The organism is Mesorhizobium sp. M8A.F.Ca.ET.057.01.1.1 (assembly GCF_003952565.1).
Taxonomy (GTDB): Bacteria; Pseudomonadota; Alphaproteobacteria; order Rhizobiales; family Rhizobiaceae; genus Mesorhizobium.
On record NZ_CP034454.1, the window covers coordinates 3680249 to 3705459 of the forward strand.

Annotated in this window: 25 protein-coding genes and 1 pseudogene; 15 read left to right on the forward strand and 11 right to left on the reverse strand. The window is 62.7% G+C overall.

What is annotated here, in order from left to right; all coding sequences use genetic code 11:
- Positions 1-57 precede the first annotated feature (57 nt).
- Complete coding sequence (locus tag EJ077_RS17410) at positions 58-1320, reverse strand: N-acetylmuramoyl-L-alanine amidase (RefSeq protein WP_208695392.1); 1263 nt, start codon at positions 1318-1320, stop codon at positions 58-60.
- Positions 1321-1972: 652 nt separating this feature from the next.
- Here EJ077_RS17410 and EJ077_RS17415 point away from each other — a divergent pair.
- Positions 1973-4966 (forward strand): ribonuclease E/G, encoded by a 2994-nt coding sequence (locus tag EJ077_RS17415; RefSeq protein ID WP_208695393.1) that lies wholly within the window; start codon positions 1973-1975, stop codon positions 4964-4966.
- Positions 4967-5064: 98 nt separating this feature from the next.
- On the opposite strand, the gene EJ077_RS17420 is transcribed toward EJ077_RS17415, so the two are convergent.
- Together EJ077_RS17420 and EJ077_RS17425 are read right to left on the reverse strand one after the other, a co-directional pair.
- Positions 5065-5994: a glutaminase gene (locus EJ077_RS17420; RefSeq protein WP_208695394.1), complete on the reverse strand. Its 930-nt coding sequence runs from the start codon at positions 5992-5994 to the stop codon at positions 5065-5067.
- A 4-nt stretch (positions 5995-5998) separates the two neighbouring features.
- Positions 5999-7147, reverse strand: coding sequence for a pyridoxal phosphate-dependent aminotransferase (locus EJ077_RS17425; RefSeq protein WP_208695395.1), 1149 nt, complete (start codon positions 7145-7147; stop codon positions 5999-6001).
- Between the two features lie 147 nt (positions 7148-7294).
- On the opposite strand from EJ077_RS17425, the gene EJ077_RS17430 reads away from it, so the two are divergent.
- The 6 genes from EJ077_RS17430 to aat all read left to right on the forward strand — a co-directional run bounded on the left by EJ077_RS17430 (position 7295) and on the right by aat (position 12668).
- Positions 7295-8689, forward strand: coding sequence for a M48 family metalloprotease (locus EJ077_RS17430; RefSeq protein WP_208695396.1), 1395 nt, complete (start codon positions 7295-7297; stop codon positions 8687-8689).
- A gap of 69 nt (positions 8690-8758) precedes the next feature.
- Positions 8759-9616, forward strand: a complete 858-nt coding sequence (locus tag EJ077_RS17435; protein ID WP_208695397.1) for a DsbA family protein — start codon at positions 8759-8761, stop codon at positions 9614-9616.
- A 145-nt stretch (positions 9617-9761) separates the two neighbouring features.
- Positions 9762-10196, forward strand: coding sequence for a type II 3-dehydroquinate dehydratase (gene aroQ / locus EJ077_RS17440; RefSeq protein ID WP_127279916.1), 435 nt, complete (start codon positions 9762-9764; stop codon positions 10194-10196).
- Positions 10197-10222: 26 nt separating this feature from the next.
- The gene (gene accB, locus EJ077_RS17445; RefSeq protein ID WP_208695398.1) at positions 10223-10684 is read left to right on the forward strand and encodes an acetyl-CoA carboxylase biotin carboxyl carrier protein; all 462 of its coding nucleotides are present in this window, start codon (positions 10223-10225) and stop codon (positions 10682-10684) included.
- Between the two features lie 10 nt (positions 10685-10694).
- Positions 10695-12038 (forward strand): acetyl-CoA carboxylase biotin carboxylase subunit, encoded by a 1344-nt coding sequence (accC, locus tag EJ077_RS17450; RefSeq protein ID WP_208695399.1) that lies wholly within the window; start codon positions 10695-10697, stop codon positions 12036-12038.
- Positions 12039-12050: 12 nt separating this feature from the next.
- Positions 12051-12668 (forward strand): leucyl/phenylalanyl-tRNA--protein transferase, encoded by a 618-nt coding sequence (gene aat / locus EJ077_RS17455; protein WP_208695400.1) that lies wholly within the window; start codon positions 12051-12053, stop codon positions 12666-12668.
- A gap of 10 nt (positions 12669-12678) precedes the next feature.
- On the opposite strand, the gene EJ077_RS17460 is transcribed toward aat, so the two are convergent.
- The 3 genes from EJ077_RS17460 to EJ077_RS17470 form a co-directional block, all read right to left on the reverse strand.
- Complete coding sequence (locus tag EJ077_RS17460) at positions 12679-13062, reverse strand: hypothetical protein (protein ID WP_172736345.1); 384 nt, start codon at positions 13060-13062, stop codon at positions 12679-12681.
- A gap of 62 nt (positions 13063-13124) precedes the next feature.
- Complete coding sequence (locus EJ077_RS17465) at positions 13125-13727, reverse strand: DUF2155 domain-containing protein (RefSeq protein WP_208695401.1); 603 nt, start codon at positions 13725-13727, stop codon at positions 13125-13127.
- A 138-nt stretch (positions 13728-13865) separates the two neighbouring features.
- A complete protein-coding gene (locus EJ077_RS17470; RefSeq protein ID WP_140760106.1) occupies positions 13866-14264 on the reverse strand; it encodes an NADH:ubiquinone oxidoreductase subunit NDUFA12 in 399 nt (132 codons plus the stop codon).
- Positions 14265-14506: 242 nt separating this feature from the next.
- Here EJ077_RS17470 and panB point away from each other — a divergent pair, with 242 nt between their 5' ends.
- Positions 14507-15349, forward strand: a complete 843-nt coding sequence (gene panB / locus EJ077_RS17475) for a 3-methyl-2-oxobutanoate hydroxymethyltransferase (RefSeq protein ID WP_208695402.1) — start codon at positions 14507-14509, stop codon at positions 15347-15349.
- Positions 15346-16197: a pantoate--beta-alanine ligase gene (gene panC, locus EJ077_RS17480; RefSeq protein ID WP_208695403.1), complete on the forward strand. Its 852-nt coding sequence runs from the start codon at positions 15346-15348 to the stop codon at positions 16195-16197. Before panB ends, panC begins: the two co-directional genes overlap by 4 nt.
- 115 nt (positions 16198-16312) lie before the next feature.
- Here panC and EJ077_RS17485 read toward each other — a convergent pair whose 3' ends face one another.
- The 3 genes from EJ077_RS17485 to gatB all read right to left on the reverse strand — a co-directional run bounded on the left by EJ077_RS17485 (position 16313) and on the right by gatB (position 19158).
- Positions 16313-17011 (reverse strand): AIM24 family protein, encoded by a 699-nt coding sequence (locus EJ077_RS17485; protein WP_135915529.1) that lies wholly within the window; start codon positions 17009-17011, stop codon positions 16313-16315.
- A 148-nt stretch (positions 17012-17159) separates the two neighbouring features.
- On the reverse strand, positions 17160-17654 hold the full coding sequence (locus EJ077_RS17490; RefSeq protein WP_208695404.1) for a GNAT family N-acetyltransferase: 495 nt from the start codon (positions 17652-17654) through the stop codon (positions 17160-17162).
- A 4-nt stretch (positions 17655-17658) separates the two neighbouring features.
- Positions 17659-19158 carry an Asp-tRNA(Asn)/Glu-tRNA(Gln) amidotransferase subunit GatB gene (gene gatB, locus EJ077_RS17495; protein WP_208695405.1) on the reverse strand — a complete coding sequence of 500 codons (1500 nt, stop codon included), beginning with the start codon at positions 19156-19158 and terminating at the stop codon, positions 17659-17661.
- A gap of 154 nt (positions 19159-19312) precedes the next feature.
- On the opposite strand from gatB, the pseudogene EJ077_RS17500 reads away from it, so the two are divergent.
- Positions 19313-19399, forward strand: a pseudogene (locus EJ077_RS17500) (YjhX family toxin); the annotation flags it as partial.
- A gap of 46 nt (positions 19400-19445) precedes the next feature.
- Here EJ077_RS17500 and EJ077_RS17505 read toward each other — a convergent pair.
- Both EJ077_RS17505 and EJ077_RS17510 read right to left on the reverse strand, forming a co-directional pair.
- A complete protein-coding gene (locus EJ077_RS17505) occupies positions 19446-19877 on the reverse strand; it encodes a CBS domain-containing protein (RefSeq protein ID WP_127280953.1) in 432 nt (143 codons plus the stop codon).
- 87 nt (positions 19878-19964) lie between these two features.
- Positions 19965-20720, reverse strand: a complete 756-nt coding sequence (locus EJ077_RS17510; RefSeq protein ID WP_208695406.1) for a rhomboid family intramembrane serine protease — start codon at positions 20718-20720, stop codon at positions 19965-19967.
- Positions 20721-21154: 434 nt separating this feature from the next.
- On the opposite strand from EJ077_RS17510, the gene EJ077_RS17515 reads away from it, so the two are divergent.
- The 5 genes from EJ077_RS17515 (at position 21155) to EJ077_RS17535 (ending at position 25211) form a co-directional block, all read left to right on the forward strand.
- Positions 21155-21790: a PAS domain-containing protein gene (locus EJ077_RS17515; protein ID WP_208695407.1), complete on the forward strand. Its 636-nt coding sequence runs from the start codon at positions 21155-21157 to the stop codon at positions 21788-21790.
- 114 nt (positions 21791-21904) lie between these two features.
- Positions 21905-22522 carry a PilZ domain-containing protein gene (locus tag EJ077_RS17520; protein WP_208695408.1) on the forward strand — a complete coding sequence of 206 codons (618 nt, stop codon included), beginning with the start codon at positions 21905-21907 and terminating at the stop codon, positions 22520-22522.
- Between the two features lie 283 nt (positions 22523-22805).
- The gene (locus EJ077_RS17525) at positions 22806-23414 is read left to right on the forward strand and encodes a transglutaminase-like cysteine peptidase (protein WP_208695409.1); all 609 of its coding nucleotides are present in this window, start codon (positions 22806-22808) and stop codon (positions 23412-23414) included.
- Positions 23415-23669: 255 nt separating this feature from the next.
- On the forward strand, positions 23670-24242 hold the full coding sequence (locus EJ077_RS17530) for an ankyrin repeat domain-containing protein (RefSeq protein WP_208695410.1): 573 nt from the start codon (positions 23670-23672) through the stop codon (positions 24240-24242).
- A 69-nt stretch (positions 24243-24311) separates the two neighbouring features.
- The gene (locus EJ077_RS17535) at positions 24312-25211 is read left to right on the forward strand and encodes a phosphotransferase family protein (RefSeq protein ID WP_208695411.1); all 900 of its coding nucleotides are present in this window, start codon (positions 24312-24314) and stop codon (positions 25209-25211) included.

The following is a 25211-nucleotide window of genomic DNA, read 5'->3' on the forward strand; positions in this document are numbered from 1 at the left end:
GCACCGGGTGTTGTCATCCCGCAACGCCGCCTGGTTGCAGGCGCCGCCGGGGCATTGTCAACCTCCGGTTCCAGGCGGGGCGCGCGCGGAAGCGAACAATGCGACGGCGTTGGTGATACTTTGCGCTGCCTTGCCGCGCCACTCGGTGTCGAGCAGTTGCGCCTCGTCCTTGGCGTTGGAGAGATAACCAAGTTCGACCAGCACGGACGGCACGTCCGGGGCCTTAAGCACCTTGAAGCCGGCCGAACGCTGCGGGTTGTTGATAAGGCCGACGCTGGTCGAAAGCTGACCGACCAGCGTATGGGCAAAACTCATCGAAAAAGTGTGCGTCTCGCGGCGGATCAGGTCGATCAGGATGTCAGTCACTTCCTTGTTGTCGTCCTTGATGACCATGCCGGCGAACTGGTCGGACAGGTTTTCACGGTCGGCAAGCGCCTGTGCTTCCGGATCGGAAGCCTTGTCGGAGACCGTATAGACAGTGGCGCCGCGGATGCCCTTGACGCTGATCGTGTCGGCATGGATCGAAATCAGCAGATCGGCCTCATGCTGGCGGGCAATGCGGACGCGGTCGTCCAGGCGCAGATATTCATCGGCATCACGGGTCATGAAGACATCGTATCTGCCGACCGCCGCGAGCTTGTCGCGCAGTTCCGTGGCAAAGGCCAGCGTGACGTTCTTCTCGATGGTGCCGTTCAGGCCCTCGGCGCCGCCATCCACGCCGCCATGGCCGGGGTCGATGACGACGGTGAACCGGTGGCCCGGATTGGAGACAGGTCCGGTGCCGACCCGGCCGCCCTTGTCGGTCGAAACCGTGGAACCGGTGGTCAGCGCCTGATTGGCAAGGGCGGCGTCAAACTCACGTTCGGAGGCCGCCGACATGTCGACGGCAATGCGGTAGCCGGTTCCATCCTCATTCTTGAGCACATCGAGCTTGTCGACGGCGAACGGTCCCTTTCCGGTCAGGATCAGCCGAGCGACGCCCTCGCCGAGTTCGCCCAGCCGCACGCCCTTGACCAGGCCACGCGGCTTCAAATCCTTGGCATCTATGGCAAATCGGGTGTTCGCAAGATCGATGACAAGGCGGTTTGGTCCGCGCAGCAGGAACCATTTGATGTCAGGCTCGCGATCGAAATCCATGACGATGCGCATCTTGGTGGCATCGCCGGCCATTTTGTAGCCTCTCGCCACAAGCGGCGAGTCGGCGGCGTTGGCAAGCGTGGAAAAGGCAGACGAAAACACCACCAGCAACACGAGGCAGAAGGCACGAAGAATCTGGCCGCCAACACGACATCCCTTGTCTGTGAAGTCCGCCAGTCCCATCTCTCTTCCAGTCTCTCCCGGTTTGGCGCCCGGCGCCCGTTCATTTCATCGACGCGCCGGTCAGGCGGCGAATTCGATTAACGATTGGTATCCAGAGAAGGTTAACCAAGCCTTTTCATGCAAGGTTCGGACCCAGGCTTACGTTGCGGAACCGCTTTTTGCCGGCATCGGAAATCGGGGTTGCCTTCCAACCCGCCAAATCATAAAAGCGATGGTGGATCACTGCAATCCTGGAACCGCCCTCCTCCGCAGCTTCCTGCTACAGGGTCAGATGAAAGGCGGCTCCTTTCGCTTCACGCGAAAAGGCTTCAGGTGATTGCGACGAATTTCGCAGGTGTGCTCCCGTGGCGGGGGAATCGCCTGCGTGAGGAAAACGGCCGGGTCGTTCCCGCGCCGGCTCTGTATGAGCAAACAAGCTGGTCCGGTTTCCGGGCTTTGGTTCAAAAGGTTCTGCTGGTGACGATGGCTTCAAGCGCAATCATGGAAAGGTCCGCATCAAACCGCGCCAATATGGCTGCGGGCGGCACCGCCATGACACGCAGGCACCGTCCGGCGGACGTTCAATTATCCGGCACCCACTCTCATCCAGACACACAGCAGCGGGCTTTGCCCCGCCAGCTGCGGCTGACGGCTGCCGGGGGGAAACGAAATAATGCCCAACAAAATGCTGATAGACGCCTCCCACCCGGAGGAAACACGCGTCGTCGTCGTACGCGGTAACCGTATCGAAGAATTCGACTTTGAATCCCAGGACAAGAAGCAGCTCAAAGGAAATATCTACCTCGCCCGCGTAACGCGCGTCGAACCCTCCCTTCAGGCAGCCTTTGTCGAATATGGCGGCAACCGTCACGGTTTTCTCGCCTTCAGTGAAATACACCCCGACTACTACCAGATTCCGGTCGCGGACCGTCAGGCACTGCTGCGCGCGGAAGCGCAGGAGGCTGAGGACGAAGAGAACGAGGACGGCGAAGGTGACGATCGCCAGAGCCGGGATCGCGGGCGGCGCGGTCGCCGGCGCGGCGGCAAGACCCGCGACCGTGGTGAAAACAGGCGCGATGCCGGCACGGCCGATTCCGGCCACGCAAACGAAGCCGCCGGCGAGACAGACGAAAACAACGACAATGGCGCGGGTGCCGCCGCCGAGGACATGTCCAACGTTTCGGGGACCATGGAACCCGATGCCTCGGAACACGCCGGGGCTTCCGAACATGACGTTGCGTCCGAAGATAACGGGGCATCCGAAGATAACAGGGCACCCGAAGATAACGGGGATTCCTCCGAACAGGACGAAAGCGAAACCAGCGACGGTGGCCCCAAGTCGATCGCCGCCTCCGTCGAAGGCGATGTGATTTCCGAACCCGTCCCGCAGGCGGAACAGGGCAGCGAAGCCACTTCCACCGACAATGACCGCGGGATGCTCGAGGAAGTATCCTCTTCCCATCCTGACGATCATGAGATCGAATCGGTTGGCGCCGAGGACGCGCTCGAGGAAGTGCGCAACCGCCGCAAGCCGGTGCGCCGCCAGTACAAGATCCAGGAAGTGATCAAGCGCCGGCAGATCCTGCTGGTGCAGGTCGTCAAGGAAGAGCGCGGCAACAAGGGTGCAGCGCTCACCACCTATCTGTCGCTTGCCGGCCGCTATTCGGTGCTGATGCCGAACACGGCGCGCGGCGGCGGGATTTCGCGCAAGATCACCAGCGCGGTCGACCGCAAGCGCCTCAAGGAGGTCGTCGCCGATCTTGAGGTGCCGCAAGGCATGGGGGTCATCCTGCGGACCGCCGGCGAGAGCCGCACCAAGGCCGAGATCAAGCGCGACTATGAATATTTGATGCGGCTGTGGGAGAACGTGCGCAATCTCACGCTCCAGTCCACCGCCCCTGCCCTCGTCTATGAGGAAGGCAGCCTGATCAAGCGTTCGGTGCGCGATCTCTACAACAAGGATATCGACGAGATCCTGGTTTCCGGCGAAGAGGGCTACCGCGAAGCCAAGGATTTCATGCGCATGCTGATGCCGAGCCACGCCAAGGTGGTTCAGCCATTCCGCGACACGACGCCGATCTTCGTGCGCAACGGCATCGAGGCGCAGCTCGACCGCATGCTGCAGCCGCAAGTCACACTGAAGAGCGGCGGTTACATCATCATCAATCAGACCGAAGCGCTGGTCGCCATCGACGTCAATTCGGGACGCTCCACCAAGGAGCACTCGATCGAGGACACCGCGCTCCACACCAATCTGGAAGCGGCCGAGGAAGTCGCCCGCCAGCTCCGGCTTCGCGATCTTGCCGGCCTGATCGTCATCGACTTCATCGACATGGAGGAGAACCGCAACAACCGCTCCGTCGAGAAGCGGCTGAAGGATCACCTCAAGAACGACCGTGCCCGCATCCAGGTCGGCCGCATCTCGCATTTCGGCCTGATGGAGATGTCACGTCAGCGCATCCGCGCCAGCGTGCTGGAATCGACCATGAAGCCATGCCCGCATTGCGGCGGAACCGGCCATGTGCGCTCCGATTCGTCGGTGGCGCTGATGGTGGTAAGGGCGATCGAGGAGTTCCTGCTCAAGGATTCGCGCAGCCACATCACGGTGCGCACGCCGGCCGCGACCGCGCTCTACGTGCTCAACCACAAGCGCGGCACTCTGGTGGAACTGGAAAGCCGCTTCGGTCTGACTGTCACCATCGAGGCCGACGATACGGTTGGTGCCCAGCACTACGCGATCTTCCGCGGCGCGCTGGCCGAAAAGCCGGAAGGTTTCGTCGAGGCGCGCAGCCTGCCGGCCTATGTCGAGCCGGAAGAGCCCGAGGACGAGATCGTCGTCGCCGCGGAGGAAGACGAAGCGCCGGTACAGGCCGAGCAACCACGGCACGCCCAGCCGTCGCAGCATCAGCAGCCCAGATCCGGCGAGGAAGGCGAAGGCCGCGACCGCAAGCGCCGCAAGCGTCGCAGGCGGCGCGGCGGCAAGGATCGCGACCGCGAGCATGGCGCCCCGACGGACGGCGCGCCCCTGTCCACCCCGGATGACGGCCTCTCCGCGTCGGAAGGCGCGGCGTACCATGACGATGCCGAGGCAGACGACGAAGCTGTAGTCGCCGCAACGGAGACCGTCGAAACGGCAGAAGCATCCGACGATGGCCAGGGCAAGAAGCGTCGGCGCGGCAAGCGCGGCGGCAAGCGCAACCGTCGCGAAGACGGTGAAGGCGAGACGGAGGCGGCAGCCGGCGAAACGACCGAACCTGCCGAGGCTGATGCCTCGTTAAGCGAGCCTGTGTCGATCGAGCCGGTGGCTGCCGCAGCCGCCGAAGAGCCGGCGGCTACCGTGAGCGACGAGGTGCCTAGCACCGAAAAGCCCAAGAAGCCGCGGCGCGCAGCCAAGCCGAAGAAGGCAGCCGTCGAGGCTGTCGCCGAGGAGCCGACCGCGGAAGTGGCCGTTCAGGCGGCCGCCGAGACGCCAGCCACGGCATCGGACGAGGCAGCGGTCGCCGGGGAGACACCGAAGACCCGGCCATCACGCCGCAAGGCGGCAGCCGCCGATACACCTGTCGTACCGGTGGTTTCCTCGACCGTCGCCGATGAGCCGGAAGCCAAAGCCGAATCCGAAGAAAAGCCCAAGCGTGCCGGCTGGTGGCAGCGGAAAGGCTTTTTCTAAGCTTTTCAAATTCTTGAATTGATTTGCTGACAAAAATTAATCCCGCGCCGATCGAAACGAACGGCGCGGGATTTTTCATATCCGGCAGGTCGTGATCGCTATGGCGCGAAGATCGACCAGTTCATCATCCTGGCGAGCTTTTCCAGCGCGATCGAACCCAGCTTGGAATTGCCGTTGGCGTTGAGGCCGGGCGACCAGACGGCGAGCGAGGCGACACCCGGCACGATACCCAATATGCCGCCGCCGACGCCGCTCTTGCCGGGAATACCGACGCGGAAGGCGAAATCGCCGGAGCCGTCATAGTGGCCGCAGGTCAGCATCATGGCGCCGATGCGCCGCGCCCGCTCCGCCGACACCACCTGATACCCGGTCGCCGGGTTCTTGCCGCCATTGGCGAGGAAGCGACCGGCCATTGCCAGTTGCCGACAGCTCATGGCGATGGCGCAATGGTGGAAATAGACGCCCAGCGCCAATTCCGGCGCATGATGCAGATTGCCGAAGGATTTCATGTAATTGGCGAGCGCGAAGTTGCGATAGCCGGTGGCGCGTTCGGAAGCCGCGACCTCGCGGTCGATGATGACGGTCTCGTCGTCGCAAAGGAACTGGACGAAGCGCAGGATCTCGCCGATCGCCTCGCGCGGCTGGTGGCCGGCAAGCAGGATGTCGGAAATGACGATAGCGCCGGCATTGATGAACGGATTGCGCGGAATGCCGTTCTCATGCTCGAGCTGGACAATCGAGTTGAACGGGTTGCCGGACGGCTCGCGCCCTACCCGCTTCCACAGCGCGTCGCCGACATTGCCGAGCGCCAGCGTCAGGGTGAACACCTTCGAGATGCTCTGGATCGAAAAAGCCTGGTCGGCGTCGCCTGCCACCAGCACGCTGCCGTCATTGGTGACGGCTGCGATACCGAATTTCTTCGGGTCGACCTTGCCCAGTTGGGGAATGTAGGTCGCGACCTCGCCGCGATCGGTGCGTTCAGCCATTTCCGCCGCGACTTCCGCCAGCGCCTGTTCGAGCTCCGGCATGGCGCTACCTCAACCAGCGTTCGATGCGCGCCATCGCCTCGACCATGTCGTCGTGGCTGCCGGCATAGGAAAACCGCATCGAGCGATGGCCCGCCCGGGTGTCGAAGTCGCGGCCGGGCGTCGCCGCCACAAGCGCCTCGGCCAGCATTTTGCGGGCAAAAGCCATGCTGTCATTGCTGTGCCGGGTAACATCGCAAAAGGCATAGAAGGCGCCATCCATGGGCGCCGCCAGGGGAAAACCCAGCTCCGGCAGCCGCTTCATCAGAAGCTCGCGATTCCAGGCATAGCGTCGCTTCACCGCTTCCAATTCCTCCGTTGCGGCAAAGGCCTCGATCGCCGCGATCTGCGACAGCTCCGGCGGCGAGATGTAGAGGCTCTGGGCGATGCGCTCTACCGGCCGCACGAGGTCTTCCGGCAACACCATCCAGCCGATGCGCCAGCCGGTCATGCAATAGTATTTCGAAAAGGAGTTGATCACCGTCACGCTGTTGCTAAAGGCGAGTGCCGTGGTGTCTGGGGCGCCATAGGCCAGCCTATGATAGATCTCATCGGAAATGACGGCGATGCCGAGGGATTCCGCCGTGGTCACCAGCGCCGCCAGTTCGTCCGCCGGTATGACGGCGCCGGTCGGATTGGCCGGACTTGCGAACAGCACGCCCTTCAGCGGCTTGTCGCGATGCGCGGCCTCCAAATGGCCGGCATTCAGATAAGCGGCGTCGGCGAGCTCGATTTCGACCACGTCGATGCCAAGGGCTGCCATGATGTTGCGATAGGCGGGATAGCCGGGCGCGGCGATGGCGACCCGGTCGCCGGGATCGAACATCGCCAGGAAAGCGAGATTGAAGGCCGCCGACGATCCGGTGGTCACCGCGATCCGGACGGGGTCGACATCGAGGCCATAGTGATCCGCGTAATGCCCGGCGATCGCGCTGCGCAGCGGGGCCAGGCCCAAAGTGTCGGTATAGCCTATACGTCCAACCTCCAGTGCCTTGGCCGCGGCGGCGCGAACCCCGACAGGCGCCGGATCGGATGGCTGGCCGACCGCCATGGAAATCACCGGCACACCCTGGGCCTTCAGCCGGTTCGCTTCGGCCAGCACATCCATGGCGTGGAACGGCTCGACATTGCCGCGTTGGGAGAGCGAAACGACCATTTTTACCCCTGTTGCGAGGATTGAGCGCGCCAGGTCCTGACGCATGCGCCGCACAAATGCCCGATTGATGTGAGGATCACAAGTTGAGGAAGTTTTTCAGGCGCCGACTTTTCATCTTTCGCCCGCTCGTCTACCAGTGGACACATTATGTTGAGCCGACCCAGATCGACGATTGCCCGGGCAGCGCGTGTCTTCGCGACGATCTCGCTTGCCGCCGCGGTTGCGGTAGCCGGTTCGGTAACCGCCTTCGCCCAGGGCGTGCCAGTGGTACGCGACGCCGAGATCGAAGCTCTGGTACGCGATTATGCACGGCCGATCTTCAAGGCGGCGGGGCTGGCGAATGACGGCATCGACATCGTGCTGGTCAACGATTCCAGCTTCAACGCCTTCGTCACCGGGCGCCGGCTGTTCATCAACACCGGCGCGCTGATGACGGCTGAGACGCCGAATGAAATCATCGGTGTCATTGCGCACGAAGCCGGGCATATCGCCGGCGGCCACCAGCAGAAACTGCGCGAGCAACTCGAACGTGCCAAGACCATGGCCATCATCGCCACCTTGCTCGGTGCCGGCGCCATGGTCGCCGGTGCGACGACAAACAGCCGCGGCCTTGCCGGGGCCGGCATGGGCGTGGCGGCTGGCGGCGGCGAGATGGCGCAGCGCAGCATCCTCGCCTATCAGCGCACCGAGGAAATCACGGCCGACCGCTCGGCCATCACCTATCTCAATGCCACCGGCCAGTCCGGCATGGGCATGCTGAAGACCTTCCACCGCTTCCAGACCGCGCTGTCGCTGTCGGGCGCGCAGGTCGATCCCTACAGGATCAGCCACCCCATGCCGCAGGACCGCATCGCCAATCTCGAGGTGCTGGTCAAGCAGAGCCCCAATGTCGACAAGCTCGACCCGCCGACGCTGCAGCAGCGCCATGACATGATGCGGGTGAAGATTGCCGTCTACATGGAAGGCCAGGCCACCGCGGCGCGGCTGATACAAAAGATGCGCGGCAGCATGGCGGCGCTATATGGCGATGCCCAGTCGACCTATCTGTACGGCAACCTCGACGCTGCGCTCGCCAAGACCAACGCCCTGATCAAGGCGCAGCCCAAGAACGCCTACTTCCAGGAGCTGCGCGGCGATATATTGATGAAAGCGAACAAGCCAAGGGATGCGGCCGACGCCTATGCCAAAGCGGTCAGCCTCGATGCGGCACGCTCCGGCCTGCTGCCGGTCTCGCTTGGCCAGGCGCTGATGGCAGTCGGCACGCCCGACTCGCTCAAGAAAGCTGTCGTGCAGATCAACAATGGCCTGGGGCGCGACAAGGAAAACTCCACCGGCTATCGTTATCTGGCGCAGGCTTACGGCGAGCTGGGAGACATACCGGGCGCCGATCTTGCCACCGCCGAAGGCCATTTCTATTCCGGTAACTACAAGGATGCGAAGATCTTCGCCATGCGGGCGCAACAGCAGATGAAGCGCGGCGAGCCGCGCTGGATACGCGCCCAGGACATCATAAACTACAAATCATCAGGCAAGAGCCAGTAATCTCATGAACCCTCCGGCCGTGTGCTGCGACACAGCCAGACCGGAAAACAGGCAGAAGGAACGAGAACGATGAAGAAGGCACTGCTGCTGGGCACCACGGGGGTTGCGGTCGCCCTTGCCATGCTGGCTTTCGGTTTCGTGGCCGGCAATCCGCAGGTTGCGAAGGCCGGAACGGCGCAGCCTGCCCAGACGGCTCAGCCTGTCCAGACGGCTCAGCCTGTCCAGACGGCGCAGCCTGCCCAGTCGGCCGTGGCCGATACCAAAATCGACCGCGCCGAGGTCGAGGGAATCATCCGCGACTATCTCCTGAAGAATCCCGAAGTGCTGCTCGAAGTGCAGGACGCGCTCGAGGCCAAGCAGAAGGAGGAGCAGCGGCTCGCGGCGCTCGGCGTCATCAAGAACGCCAAGGACCAGATCTTCAACTCCACCTTCGACGGCGTCGTCGGCAACCCGAACGGCAAGGTCACGATCGTCGAGTTCTACGACTACAATTGCGGCTTCTGCAAACGTGCCATCGAGGATATGCGGGCCCTGACCAAGTCCGATCCGGATCTGCGCTTCGTGCTCAAGGAATTCCCGATCCTCGGCCCGGACTCGCAGAAGGCCAGCGTCGTTTCGATGGCGTTCCACCTGATGATGCCGGAGAAATACGGCCAGTTCCACAACGCGCTGCTCGGCGGCCAGGGGCGCGCCACCGAGGCAACCGCGATCAAGATCGCGCTTTCGCTCGGCGCCGACGAGGCGACGCTGCGCGAGAAGATGAAGGACGCGTCGATCCCCGAGGCCTTCTCCAAGACTTACGATCTTGCCAACAAGCTGCAGATCACCGGAACACCTTCCTACGTCGTCGGCAACGAGGTCGTGTTCGGGGCGCTCGGGCAGGAAGTGCTTGCCGAAAAGATCGAGGCGGCGAAAGCCGCGCTTTGACCGGCGAGTGGTTTTCTTCACGGGCGCATTTCGGCCGGTTGTGGACAGTGAAAGAACGCACTTGCGCTCTTTCCGAGGGCGACTATGCCCGGTATAGAGGCCCAGCGCGCCGGCTTGACGTCGGCGCCGGAAAAGGTCGACTTTTTTGAAAACGGTTTTCGTCCTGAACGGTCCCAATCTCAACGCGCTCGGCAAGCGCGAGCCGGGCATCTATGGCGGCAAGACGCTCGCGGCCATCGCCGACGACTGCAAGCAGGCAGGCAAAGCGCTTGGGATCGAGATCGATTTCCGCCAGTCGAACCATGAAGGCGATCTTGTCGACTGGATCCAGGAAGCCGGCGACAAAGCCGCCGGCATCGTCATCAATCCAGGCGCCTACAGCCATACCTCGATTGCCATCCACGACGCCATCCGCTCGATCGCGCCGCTGCCGGTCGCCGAAGTTCACCTTTCCAACATCCACGCGCGGGAACCGTTCCGCCACGTCTCCATGGTCGCGCCGGTCGCTGTCGGCATGATCTGTGGCTTTGGGCCGCTCGGCTACACGCTGGCGCTGCAAGCGCTGGCCGCACGCCTATGACCGGCCAACAAACAGAAGGCTCGAAAATGTCGATAAAGAAGACCGGTGTTGACCAGCAACTGATCCGCGATCTGGCGGGCATACTGAACGACACCAACCTGACCGAGATCGAGGTTGAACTCGGCGACCTGAAGGTGCGGGTGTCGCGACAGGCGCCCACCGTCCACGCGATCGCCGCACCGCAACCAGCCTATGCGCCGGCGACGGCCGCCCAATCTGCCGCCGTGGCTGCCCCGGCCGCGGTCGACGTGTCCAAGAACGCCGTCCCTTCGCCCATGGTCGGTACCGCCTACCTGGCGCCGTCGCCGGACGCCAAGCCGTTCATCGAGGTCGGCCAGAAGGTCAAGGAAGGACAGACGCTCTTGATCATCGAGGCGATGAAGACGATGAACCAGATCCCCTCGCCGCGCGCCGGCACGGTGACGGCGATCCTGTTCGAGGACGCGACGCCGGTCGAATACGGCATGCCGCTTGTCGTGATCGAGTAGAGCGGGCCGGATGTTCCAGAAGATCCTCATCGCCAATCGCGGCGAAATCGCGCTTCGGGTGCTGCGCGCCTGCAAGGAACTCGGCATCCAGACGGTGGTGGTGCATTCGACCGCCGATGCCGACGCCATGCATGTGCGGCTTGCCGACGAAAGCGTGTGCATCGGTCCACCGCCGTCGCGCGACAGCTATCTCAACATCCACCAGATCGTCGCGGCCTGCGAGATCACCGGCGCTGACGCCGTGCATCCGGGCTACGGCTTCCTGTCGGAGAACGCCAAGTTCGCCGACATCCTGGCCGCACACAACATCACCTTCATCGGTCCGTCCGGCGACCATATCCGCGTCATGGGCGACAAGATCGAGGCCAAGCGCACCGCAAAGCGCCTTGGCATTCCGGTGGTGCCCGGCTCGGACGGTGCGGTGACCGAGGAAAAGGAAGCCAGGCGGATCGCCGCCGAGATCGGCTATCCCGTCATCATCAAGGCATCGGCCGGCGGCGGCGGACGCGGCATGAAGGTGGCGCATACCGAGGCGGACCTCGAAATCGCCCTGCAGACGGCGCGCTCGGAGGCCGGCGCGGCCTTCGGCGACGACGCGGTCTACATCGAGAAATATCTGGAGAAGCCGCGCCACATCGAGGTGCAGGTGTTCGGCGACGGCTTCGGCGGCGGCGTGCATTTCGGCGAGCGCGACTGCTCATTGCAGCGGCGCCACCAGAAGGTCTGGGAAGAGGCCAATTCGCCGGCGCTCAACGCCGAGGAACGGTCGCGCATCGGCGGCATCTGCGCCAAGGCGATTGCCGATCTCGGCTATTCGGGCGCCGGAACGATCGAGTTCCTGTACGAGAACGGCGAATTCTATTTCATCGAGATGAACACGCGTCTCCAGGTCGAGCATCCGGTGACGGAAGCGATCACCGGCATCGATCTGGTCCACGAGCAGATCCGCGTCGCTTCCGGCGGCGGTCTTTCGGTCAAGCAGGAAGACATCAAGTTCAACGGCCACGCCATCGAATGCCGCATCAATGCCGAGGATCCGCGCACCTTCACCCCCTCGCCCGGCACGATCACCCATTTTCATACGCCTGGCGGCCTCGGCATCCGCGTCGATTCCGGTGTTTATTCCGGCTACAGGATCCCGCCCTACTATGACAGCCTGATCGGCAAGCTGATCGTGCATGGGCGCAACCGCGTCGAATGCATGATGCGGCTGCGCCGGGCGCTCGACGAATTCGTCGTCGACGGCATCAAGACGACGTTGCCGCTGTTTCGCGATCTCGTCGGCAATGCCGACATCGCCAACGGCGACTACGACATCCATTGGCTGGAAAAATATCTGGCCAAGGGCGAATAGCGCGGGGACGCGATGACCCGTCCCTACGCGCCAGGCTATCGCATCCCCACCGACCTTCTGCTTAAGGCATACGCCTCGGGCGTGTTCCCGATGGCCGAAAGTGCTGGTGACCCGGAAGTGTTCTGGGTGCGGCCGGAAACGCGCGGCATCATTCCGCTCGACGGCTTCCACACGCCCAAAAGCCTGAAGAAAACGATCCGCAGGCACCCGTTCGACATCCGTTTCGACTTCGATTTCGAGGCGACGATCGACGGCTGCGCCGAAAAGCGCGAGGAGCGCCGCTCGACCTGGATCAACGCGCCGATCCGCGAAGCCTATGTGCAGCTGCACCGGATGGGACACTGCCATTCGGTCGAGGCATGGCGCGAGGGGCGTCTGGTCGGCGGGCTCTATGGCGTCTCGCTCGGCCGGGTGTTTTTCGGGGAAAGCATGTTTTCCAAAGAGACGGACGCGTCGAAGATCTGCCTCGTGCATCTCGTCGAGCGCCTGAAGGCACGCGGCTTCGCGCTCCTCGATACGCAGTTCACCACCGAGCACCTCAAGCGATTCGGCGCGGTCGACGTGCCGCGCGGCAAGTATGAGAAGATGCTGGCCGACGCGCTGAAGGGTGAAGCGATCTTTTTTCCGTAGGGATCAAGCCCTACTTGGGCGCAGCCTCGATCGGCGTCTGCGCATGGAACATCATCTTCCAGCCGTTGACGCGATGGACATAGCCGGTGCTGACCAGCGCCGCGTAGGGCTCGCCGTTCTCCCGCGTCGCATGTGCTTCGTAAGTCAGCATGACGATATCGCTACCGGGTTCGATTATTCCCTTGAGCTCGATATCGAGGTCACGCCAGCGGTTGGGTTTGGTCGCGGTCTTGGCCAGGTCGGCATTGTCCATCGCCTGTGCCATCCGCGGAAATGCCACCAGGCATTCGGTGTCCGCGTTGGCGGCGTAGTAGGCACTGTCACCCGTCCAGAACCCCTTTTCGAGTTCCAACAACTCGGCCTTGTTGGCCATGATCCGCTTGCTGTCCGACATAGCATATCCTCCGGGCGCGTCTTGATGCTCCAACGCGCGCCCGCCATGGCGGTTCCAAGAGATCAGTTGGCGGTGGTCGTATCCGGCTCCGCGGCGTCGTCCGGCTGTGCCACGTCCGGAGTGACCGGGGGCTTGGGCCTGGCCGAGGCGGGCTTGGTAGCGGCCGGCTTCGAGGCGTCGGCTTTCGCTCCGTTGGCCTTGCCAGCATCAGGCGCCGGCACATCCGACTTCTGCTTGCATTCCTTCAGCCAGACGTCATAGACAGCGTGCTCGACGGCGTTGAGGCCAGGGCTTTCGGCGAACATCCAACCGGTGAAGATGCGGCGGATCTTGCGGTCGAGCGTGATCTCGTCGACTTCGACGAAGGAATCCGTCTTCGGCTCTTCGTTCTCCGGCCGGGAATAGCAGACACGTGGCGTCACCTGCAGGGCGCCGAACTGCACCGTCTCGTCGATATAGACATCGAAGGTGATGATGCGGCCGGTAATCTTGTCGATGCCGGCGAACTCGGCGACCGGGTTGGCAATGCGATCCGATCCGGCTGCCGCCGGCGGCGCCGGGGCGGCGGGTGCAGGTGTGGGTGAAGCCGCAAAGGCGACGGTGCTGACGGCGAGGCTGGCGGCTAGCGTCAGACCGCCTGTCGATATCAGGTTGAAAAAGCTCATGCAGGGGTACCGGTGGTTCGCGCCCAGGTGATTCCGTCGATCGCCAAGGCTAGTCGCCGTTTTCTGATCAGCAAGCAGCTAAACACCAATTGTGGCGATAAAGGACCGGCCTGCACCTTACCGTTACAACGCGCGCCGTTACGACCCGGGCGTCCAGGCGTCGTAGTCGCCGGTGACCTGCGGGCGATGTTGGTTGGTCAGCACCGAGCCCTTCGGGCGATAGGCCGCGGGCGTGCCGGTCAGATTGGGCAGGTGCGGCTTTTGCCAGTCGCGCGGCCGGTAGTCATCGCTGGGGGGAGCGACATCGACACGATGGTGAATCCAGCCGTGCCAGCCCGGCGGAATGGCCGACGCTTCCGAATAGTTGCGGTAGATGACCCAGCGGCGCGTACGGCCTTCCGAATCGATACCGCCCTCATAGTAGACATTGCCGGCCTCGTCCTGGCCGACCTTCTTGCCGTACCGCCAGGTGTGCAGGCGCGTTCCCAGCGTCTGGCTGTTCCACCAGGTGAAAAACTGCGTCAGGAAAGTCTTCATCTCAGAACCCTCGCGCTGGCGGCGCCCGTTTCCTGCTTATGGCGTCAGGCCTTCGGGAAGGCAAGGGTTTTGCCTCGGGAGCGCGCAAATGGCGCGCCAGGGACCCGACACAAGCCTGTGATCCCTGGGCCCGTGATCCCTGGAGTGGCCGGATGCACGCTTGCCAAGCCTTGCCGCTCTTTCTAAAGCTCTGCGCGCCCATGCGGAAATCCTCTCCGACCGAGGGCTAAAGGAGGCGACGATTGGCCAAGCAATTGCCGACCACCGACATTCGCATCGGCGCCGACCTGATTCGCCGCCGCAAGGGCGGCACGCCGATCGTCTGCCTCACCGCCTACACCTACCCGATCGCGCGCCTGCTCGACCCCCATGTCGATTTGCTCCTGGTCGGCGACAGCGTCGCCATGGTCCTGCATGGCCATGAGACGACGCTGGGCGCCTCGCTGGAGATGATGATCGCGCACGGCCAAGCCGTGATGCGGGGCTCGGCCAGGGCCTGCGTCGTCGTCGACATGCCGGCCGGCACGTATGAGGATTCAGCCGCTCAGGCCGTGGCCTCGGCGCGGCGCATCGTTGGCGAGACCGGCTGCCAGGCGGTGAAACTCGAGGGAGGCGTCGACATGGCCGCTCAGATCGCGGCGATCGTGGCCGCCGGTATCCCGGTCATGGGCCATATCGGCCTGCAGCCGCAATCGGTCGAGAAAGACGGCGGCTACAAGATCAAGGGCCGCACGGACGAGAATGTGGCTGCCCTGATCGCCGACGCGCTCGCGGTCGAGAAGGCCGGCGCGTTTTCCCTGGTCATTGAAGGAACGATCGAGACGGTCGCCGCGGACATCACCCGCCGCATCGCCATTCCGACTGTCGGCATCGGCGCCAGCAGCGAGTGTGACGGCCAGATCCTGGTCATCGACGACATGGTCGGGCTGACGGTCGACCGCGTGCCTAAATTCGTCAAGCAATACGCCGATCTGCGCAGCGTGATCGCGCATGCCGCCGAGCGCTACGCATCGGAGGTACGGGACCGCGAATTCCCCGGCCGTGCCCACGTCTTTTCAAAAGCCAATGGCGGGGATGAAGCATGAGCCGGCCCGACGTCGTCGACAGCGTTGCCGCGCTTCGCGCACGCATCCGGGACTGGCGGCGCGATGGGCAGCGCATCGCCTTGGTGCCGACCATGGGCGCATTGCATGACGGGCATCTTTCGTTGATCAAGATCGCCCTCGAAAGAGCCGATCGATGCGTGGTGTCGATCTTCGTCAATCCGACGCAGTTCGCGCCGAGCGAGGATCTCGACAAGTACCCGCGCCAGTTGGCCCGCGACCTCGATATGCTGACGATGGCCAAGGCCGATCTCGCCTTCACGCCTGATGTCAACGAGATGTATCCCGCCGGTTTCGCGACGAAAATCTCGGTCGGCGGCCCGTCAGCCGGGCTCGAAACGGACTTTCGACCCAGCTTTTTCGACGGCGTCGCCACTGTGGTGGCCAAACTTCTCCTGCAGGCCGCACCCGACTTCGCCATCTTTGGCGAAAAGGATTATCAGCAGCTTTGCGTCGTCAGGCAGCTTTGCCGCGACCTCGACCTGCCCGTCGAGATCATCGGCGCACCGACCATTCGCGATTCGCATGGCCTCGCCATGTCGTCACGCAACGCCTATCTCGACGAAGCCGAACTCCAGATCGCCCGCCAGTTCAACCTTATCCTACGCAAGGCGGCAACGGCGCTGGCGGCGGGCGCAGGTCAGGAAGAAACGATCGCCAAAGCAAGCCGCGCCCTGATCGCCGCCGGCTTCGAGAAAGTCGATTATGTCGAGGCCCGTGAAAGCCTGACACTTGCGCCATGGCGGCAGGACCGAATGGGCCGCGTCCTCGCCGCCGCCTGGCTGGGAAAAACCAGGCTGATCGACAATGTGGACGTTTCCACCGCCTGATCGGCGTTCGCGCTCTCGGTTGCGGTTTGCAGGCTCAACGCTGCCGGCGCGAGGCACACACCGCCGCGGTCGCGCTGATCTGGCCTTCACCCGTCCCGCTTGCGGCTCCCCCAGCCTACTCCTCGGTCGGCATATGCAGGTACATTGACTGGATGCCGACCCTGCCCGGGCCGGTGAAGCGGTTGACGATGAAATTCATGTTGGCGCCGAAGAAGCCGCTCGACAGCCGGTCGATCTTGGTTTCCATCCTGACCGAGGCATCCTTGAACAGCCAGCCGCCGGGCTCGATGTCGATGGTTTCGCCCGGAGCGAGCGTCTTTTCAAAAACGTTGCCGTAACCGTGCAGCCAGACAATGCCGTCCCCGGTATCACCGCGAAACCGGTCAATGAAGAAGCCGCTTTGGCCGAACAGCATCGTTGCCAGGCCGCGTACACGCTCGAACGTGTAGTCGACATTGCCGGTGGCGGCGAGGAACTGGTGCTCGCGCACCTGGATCTCCTCGCCTTGCCGCAGGTGAATCGGCACGATGTGACCCGGTCCGTCGCGGCTGAAGGCGATGATGCCCGCTCCCGACGCCTCGGTGACGAAGATCTGCATGCCGGCCATCATGCGCTTCAGCGCACCCTTCAGCGATTTCAGGCCGATGGTGATCGTGGAATTCTTCCACAGCAGGATGTGGTGCTCGAAATAGACAGGCATCCGCGTCACGTCGACGGAAAGCACAGGCACCAGTTCGCCCGCTATGTGATAGGTGACGCCACCAAAGGTTTCATCCGACACCTCGGTCGGCATCAGTTCCGGCAGGCTTGGCATGGTTCCCCCAAGCCGTCCCGCGCGTGTCGGGTTATTCCGGCTTCGCGCGGTCGGCCTGAGCAGCTTTGGTGCCGGACATCAGGGCCGTCAAACGAAAACGGAACCCGGGACGCGCGCTCGCGCGAAGGTGATCACGCCGCCACGATGCTCAGGCGGCAAGTACCCGTTCATAGATCAGCGCCGGGATGGCGGAGCCACCGGAGCCGCAATTCTCGGTGCGGCCGGCCTGGACGAAGCCATTGGCCTGATAGAAGGCAACGGCGCGGGTGTTCTTCTCTTCCACTTCGAGCCGAATCCCGTGGGCTTCCGGAAAACTCTCGATGATTTCGTCGAGCAGCATGCCGCCGATACCTCGGCCCTGCAGCGCAGGAAGCACATAGAGCTGGCTGAGGATAACCACGCCGCCGTCACCGACGGCTTCGGCAAACGCCATGCCGCCAATGCGCTTGCCGTCATCGGCAACGAGGAACTCGCTGCTCGGCTTGACCAGCCTGGCCTTCAACGAAGCGATGGAGTGCCATTCATTGGTGATCTCGGTAACCCGTTCGGCACCGTAGATCGCGTCATAGGTGGCATGCCAAGTCTCGACCAGCAACGCCCGGACGGCTGCGAGGTCGCGATCCCCGGCGGTGCGGACGAACATGCCTTTACTCGATACCCAGCTTGGCCTTGACGAGATCGTTGACGGCCTGCGGATTGGCCTTGCCGCCGGTCGCCTTCATCACCTGGCCGACGAACCAGCCGGCCATGGTCGGCTTGGCGCGTGCCTGCTCGACCTTGTCGGGATTGGCGGCGATCACCTCGTCGACCGCCTTCTCGATGGCGCCGGTGTCGGTGACCTGCTTCATGCCACGGCTTTCGACCAGTTGGCGTGGATCACCACCCTCGCTCCAGACGATCTCGAACAGGTCCTTGGCGATCTTGCCGGAGATGGTGCCCTCCTTGATCAGGTCGATGACCGCACCGAGCTGATCGGGCGAAACCGGAGCAGATTCAATGTCCTTGCCGGCCTTGTTGAGAGCGCCCAGCAGATCGTTGATGACCCAGTTGGCGGCGAGCTTGCCGTCGCGCCCGGCCGCTACCTTCTCGAAATAATCGGCGATCGGCTTTTCCGACACCAGGATCGCTGCGTCGTAGGTCGAAAGGCCGAGCGAGGAGATCAGCCGCGCCTTCTTGTCGTCGGGCAGTTCCGGCAATTCCTCGGCTAGGGCGTCGACATAGGCCTGGTCGAATTCCAGCGGTAGAAGATCGGGATCGGGGAAGTAGCGATAGTCGTGCGCCTCTTCCTTGGAGCGCATCGAGCGCGTCTCGCCCTTGACGGCATCGAACAGCCGCGTTTCCTGATCGATCTTGCCGCCGTCCTCGAGGATAGCGATCTGCCGGCGCGCTTCGTAGTCGATGGCCTGGCCGATAAAGCGGATCGAATTCATGTTCTTGATTTCGCAGCGGGTGCCGAATTCGCCCCTTGGCCGGCGTACCGAGACATTGACGTCGGCACGCAGCGAGCCTTCGTCCATGTTGCCGTCGCAGGTGCCGAGATAGCGCATGATGGTACGCAGCTTGGTCACATAGGCCTTGGCCTCGTCGCCGGAGCGCAGGTCGGGTTTCGACACGATCTCCATCAGCGCCACGCCGGAGCGGTTGAGGTCGACATAGGACATGGTCGGGTGCTGGTCGTGGATCGACTTGCCGGCATCCTGCTCCAGGTGCAGGCGCTCGATGCCAACCTCGATGTCCTCGAACTCGCCCTGGCGGTCGGGACCGACCGAGACGATGACCGTGCCCTCGCCGACGATCGGCTGTTTGAACTGCGAGATCTGGTAGCCCTGCGGCAGGTCCGGATAGAAATAGTTCTTCCGGTCGAAGACCGACTTGTGGTTGATCGCCGCCTTCAGCCCCAGGCCAGTGCGGATCGCCTGCTTGACGCATTCCTCGTTGATGACAGGCAGCATGCCGGGCATCGCCGCATCGACCAGGCTGACATTGCCGTTGGGCGCAGCCCCGAATGCGGTCGAGGCGCCGGAGAAGAGCTTTGCCTCCGAGATGACCTGTGCGTGAACCTCAAGGCCGATAATGATCTCCCAGTCGCCGGTGGCGCCTGATATCAGGCGTTTTGCGTCGGGTGTACGGGTATCGATGATGCTCATGGCCTGCCGTCAAATTCCGGATGATTGCCGAATGCGCTGCACATTCAGCAGGTATAAATCGTACCCGCTTCGCTAGTGCAAACCGCCAGAAGAGACAAGCGCAAAGCCACGGTCTGGCCGTCCCAGCCACTTTCGCCCATAGAACGCTCATCCCAAGGCGGTTTCGTCGTCGGGCGGCAGGCCCTACCGCATCACAAGGCGCGGGCTCGCACTCGTCCGCTCCGAACTCGACAACAGGTAGTCCTGGTGCCGCCGGCCGGCATTCGGCCGGCGGTTCCCGTCACCGCTCAGGCGGTGGCGATGTAGGCGCGGATTTCCTCGGCCTCGCGCTCGACGTCCTCGATGCGGCGCTTGACCACGTCGCCGATGGACACGATGCCATCCAGCAGGCCGTCCTTTTCCACCGGCAAATGGCGGAAACGACCCCTGGTCATGATCTCCATCACCTCGTTGACGGTGTGGTTCTCATTGCAGATCTTCACCTTCGGCGTCATGGCCGAGCGCACAGCGATGTCGAGCGCGGCGGCTCCTTCCTTGGCGATCACGCGCACGATGTCGCGCTCGGAGAGGATGCCGACGATCTTGCGATCGCCATTGGTGATGACCAGTGCGCCGATCTTGTGTTCTGTCAGGATGCGAATGGCTTCGCTGAGTTTTTCGTTGGGCCCGAGCGTCAGCACGTCATGGCCCTTGCTCTCGAGAATTGCCTTAACTGTCATGGCGTCCTCCTCTACTTTGCCAACCGGTTCCTGACCTGACCGGTTTTCACATAAGAGTGAACATCGTGCGCCGTGATGGGTTGCATTTCAAGTGTGGTCGGGGGCTTCCCATTGAGGCGCTTGCCATCCCCTGTCGAACCAGCGCAGGCCGAAGAAGCCCGCGACAAAGCCACCAATATGAGCCTCCCAGGCGATCTGGCCGTCCATGCCGGGCGCGAAACCGAGAAGGCCGGTGGCGAGATTGATGATCATCCACATGGCCAGGAAGATGACGACGCCGCGCGAGCGGAGCACGATGGCCACGGGAAGCACTGGGCCTGCGAAAGCAGCCTTGCCGGCCGAGCGGTCGGTGCGGAAGCCAAAACGCGCCGCAGCCCCCATCATGCCCGATATGGCGCCCGATGCGCCGACCAGCGGCGCTTCTCCGTATGGATGCATCGCCCAGAAGAGCGCCACCGAAGCCAGTCCGGTGGCAGCAAAGAACGACGCGAACCGGAGCGCGCCGAGGCGATTGGCCAGCGGCGAGCCAAAGGCGGCGAGCCAGACCATGTTGATGCCGATATGGGCAAAGCCGCCATGCATGAATGCGTAAGTGAAAGGCCGGGTGAAAAGGAACCAGTCGAACCCGTATTGGCCGGTATAGAGGACCGGAATGAACGCCCCGTCATAGAGCAGCGTCATCTGCTGGGCGTCGTTCAGTACATACTGTTGCAGCAGATAGACGACCGCGCAGATGCCGATCACCGCCAGCACGATCGGCGGCAGGTTGAACACCGGCTCACGCGCCGGCGGCGGCATGGCTTCGGCCGGTTCGGGCTGAGACGGATTTTGAGGTTCGCTCATCTGCAATCGCACTCGATGCTGGTTCAGTCTGGGCTGGTTCGGTCTGGGGCTGGTTCGGCCTGGCCAGCATCTAGATCACCGCCGATGGAACCGCAAATGGCGAATCGTCCCGCTCCGAATCACAGGTGCGAATCAAAAAAGAAGCCGTCCAAGGTTTCCCTTGAACGGCCGGTCGAGCCCCCTGCTCCCCTAAAACTCTTGACTGAAGTGCTGCCGATCGTCGCGAAACGACCGCTTCTGCAGTGGTTTTGGTGTGCCACACGGCTCGCCGGGGCGCAACGTAAACCAGTTGTTAACCTTAACGGCCCCGACCCGTGAACAAGTGTTAACGACGCTGGCACGCTTCCTGCTCCGGAACGCATGTAGATCATCGGAGGGCGCCCTTCTGTTCACCGATGGGACATCAGACGACAGAATGCGCGGAGCTTTTTAGTATGAACCAAAACGGATCGATCACGCTGTTCCACTATTGGAACCGGCTGCGTGACGGACGCCCCGCTCCGAAGCGATCGGAAGTCGAGCCGGCCGATATCAAGTCGCTGCTGGCCGATACGTTCATCCTGGAAAGGGACACGCGTGGGCAGCCCGTATTTCGTCTGGCCGGCACCAGGCTCTGCGCCTGTTACGGCCGCGAACTCAAGGGATTCTCGTTCCCGTCGCTGTGGCGCGAAAAGGATCAGCGGCTGGTTTCGCGGCTGATCCATGGGGTTTTCGACCAGAAATCGGTCGTGCTGATCATTTTCGAGGGCTTCAGCCGCAACGGCCGCTCCAACAAGTTCGAATTGCTCGCCCTGCCGCTCGATGGCGGCGTTGAAAATCCGCGCTGCCTCGGCGTGATCAGCGCCGCGGAGAAGCCATTCTGGCTGGGCGCGGATCCGATCACGGACGCCCTGATCGATTCCATACGCGTCATCGACCCGGAGAAAGAGCTGCTGAACAACCGTCCGGCGATCGACGTTCCCTCGCTCGTTCCGGACGAGATCGGGGCGCCCGACACGATCTCGGCGCTCGGCCGGGCGCGCCGCATCCGCCACCTCGTCGTCTTCGACGGCGGGCGCGAAGATAGTTGATGATCACACAGTCCCGCGGGCCTGTTTTTCCCCTTTGTTAACCCGCTTTGTTGTACTTCTCTGATGAAGTCCCTCGCATTAAGGCGCGGGATGCCAAACGGGGTGTAGGCAGTCATGAGGTCAGCGGCGGTCGACTATGCGCCGTCCCAAGCTGAAAGGCGGAACTTTCAGCGCGTCCGGGTCAAGATCTACGGACGATTCATGCTGGAGGACCGCACCGAGCACCCATGCCAGGTCGTGGACATGTCGCCTGGCAACGTCGCGCTTCGCACCGACCGCATCGGCATGCCCGGCGAGAAAGTCATTGCCTATATCGATCATATCGGTCGCATCGAAGGTGTCTTGACGCGCACGTTGCTGGACGGCTTCGCAATGACGGTGATTGCGTCCGACCGCAAGAAGGACAAGCTCGCGGCGCAATTGACATGGCTCGCCAACAAGCACGAGCTCGATCTGCCGGAAGACCGCCGCCACGAGCGCGTCTCGCCACGCAACCCGACCAGCGTGCTGCAGCTCACCGACGGCCGTCAGTATCAGTGCCGGATCATCGATCTGTCCTTGTCCGGCGCCGCGATCGAGATCGAGGTCAAACCGGCGATCGGCGTCCAGGTCATGCTCGGCACGATGCGCGGCCAGATCGTCCGGCATTTCGAAGATGGCGTCGCCATCGAATTCGCCGTCATCCAGCGCCCCGAAACGCTCGATTCGGAATTCAACACGCCGCGCGCCTGATCAGGCCGCAAAGCCCGCCCGTCAAGCCGGCCCTCGCGGCCGGCTTTTTGATTCCGGAGTGCGGCGATCGATGCGTCCTCGGGTGGCAGATCGCCATAGTCAGAAATGGCCCGCGCGAGGCCGAATACGCCGAAAACCAATCCCGCAATCCGAACAATTCAATACTCAAATGATTCAAATTTTATGTTTATTCTACGGGCGTTTTACTTAAAATCTACTTCGTGCTTTTGCGTCAAATAAATCCACATGTGGCAATGTCTCCTTCGAACGGGGAGACTGAATAATGAAAAGAACGAGGGGCAAGCTGTTGCTGGTGGCAATGGCGATGCAGCTTTCGGCCTGGGGATCAGCATATGCTGCGGGACCGGCCTATATGCACACCGGCGGACGCACCACGCAGCCTGTTGGCCACTATGAATTCTGCCAACGCATCCCGGGCGAATGCAACGAAAAGACCCCAAAGGGAGAGCCGGTCGACCTGACCCGCAAGCTCTGGGCGTCGATCGTCAGCATCAACAATTCGGTCAACACCCGCGTCAAGCCGCGCACCGACATGGAAAACTACGGTGTCGAGGAATACTGGGCCTACCCGGACAATGGCTATGGCGATTGCGAGGATTACGCGTTGGAAAAGCGCCACGAGTTGATCGATGTGGGCGTGCCGGCCGGCGACCTTTTGATGACGGTTGCGCGTCAGCCGAACGGCGACGGCCATGCGGTGCTGACCGTGCGCACCAGCCTCGGCGAATTCATCCTCGACAATCTGGAAACCAAGGTGCTGTCCTGGACGGACACCGACTACACATATCTCAAGCGTCAATCGACGGAAAATTCCGGCGTTTGGGTAACGATCAACGACGGCCGTTCCGACGCGGTCGCCAGCGTCCGCTAAGGGCGCCAATGAGGTCGGGCGCGCTGCCCTGATGCGACGCGCCCAACGAGAAACCCGGTCGAGTCCCCACCCTCCCCGTCCCCAACGACCGGGTCAAAGGAGCCGGCCCCGTCCCCGGGCCGGCTCCGCCATTTCTGCTGGGAAGATGCTAAACCTGACCCGATGATACGTGGCGCAACGCGCCACCCTTGCCTTTCCACGCGCATCAGATCGATGCACAATCGGGCTGTTGGTTTCGTTTCCTGGATCACGGCGATGTTGGAAATCCCGGAAGATCGATGCGAGCGTCATCGGCTGTTCAAGGCCATCGACGATGCCTTCAAGGCCGGTGACTTCGATGCTCTTGGCAAGGCCTTGGGCAACTCGCCCCGCTGGTTCGACGAGCGCATGCCATTCGAACTGGGGCTCGGGCATCCGCTGGAGTATGCGATCTACTGGAGCCCGGTCGGCTTCATCTCGACTTTGCTCGATGCCGGCACGGATCCGAACTACCGGGATCATGGCGGGTTTCCGGCCCTGATCGCGGCGTTGTCCACCGAGCGGGCCGACAGGACGGACATCATGCAGGTGCTGCTCGACGGCGGCGCGGACCCCGACATGCGGGGCGTGAACGACTGGACGCCGCTTCACTATGCGGTGGCCGTCCGCAGCGTCGAGGCGATCCGCCTGCTTCTCACCGCCGGCGCGGACCCGACGCTCGAAACCCGTATCGATCATTACACGACGGCCCTTGAGGAAGCCGACAGTGCAGGCTTTGAAGCCGGGGCTTCATTGCTGCGCGATGCGATGGCCAAGCGCGGCCCTAACGGACCAATGAGCAATGGTTGAGCGCGAGGCATTGACGCGATGTGAGAAACCGGTCCCGGAAATGAGCGAAGACCGCTAAGAGGTACGGCCATGATCAAGCCGACCGTCGCCCCCTCACAGATCCTGGACCGCCTCGCACAACGCTTCGCCGGCATTTCCGACTTTCAGCAAGCGTCCGAAGGCGAGGAGTCGCAGGCCTTTGCTTTCGCCAGCGAAGGCAATCCCTACATCATCCGCATCAATCGCTCAGATGCCGGATTCGAAAAAGACCGTTTCCTGTTCCAACGCTTCGCGAGCGCTGACCTGCCTGTTCCTGAGATCCTGACGATAGAGGCTTTTTCCGACCACATCTGGTGCTGCGTCTCACGAAGGGTTTCCGGCATCACCCTGGAGGATATGGCTCCTGCCGATCTACCTGCCGTCCTCGAACCAGTATCGAAGATCCTGGACACGATGGCAGGGGCCGACACGGCCGGAACCAAAGGCTTTGGACCTTTCGATGCATCCGGTTCCGGCAGCTTTCGCAGCTGGCGCGATTTCCTGCTTTCCGGCGACGACGATTGCCGTGACTGGGCCAAGGCAGTCACGCGTGCCGACATGGCGCGCATCCGCGCCATTCTTGGGCGGATACGCGCTTTGGCCGTGCTCTGCCCTGAAATCCGCAAACTGGTGCATGGCGACTTCGGTTCGAACAATGTTCTCGCCGACGACGGCCGCATCACCGGGGTGATCGACTGGTCTGAAGCCCTGTTCGGCGACCCGCTCTACGATGTCGCCAACATCCTGTTCTGGCGGCCATGGCTCGACTGCATGGAACAGCAGGCGCGCTTTTTCGAAACGCACCAACGGGACCGGCTTTACCACCAGCAACGACTGCTTTGCTATCAGCTCCGCATCGGCATCGATGTGCTTTACGAAGCTGCCGTCGACGGCAACGATACGGAAGCGGGGTGGGCACTAGCGCGATGTGAAAGCATCGCCACCCGTTGA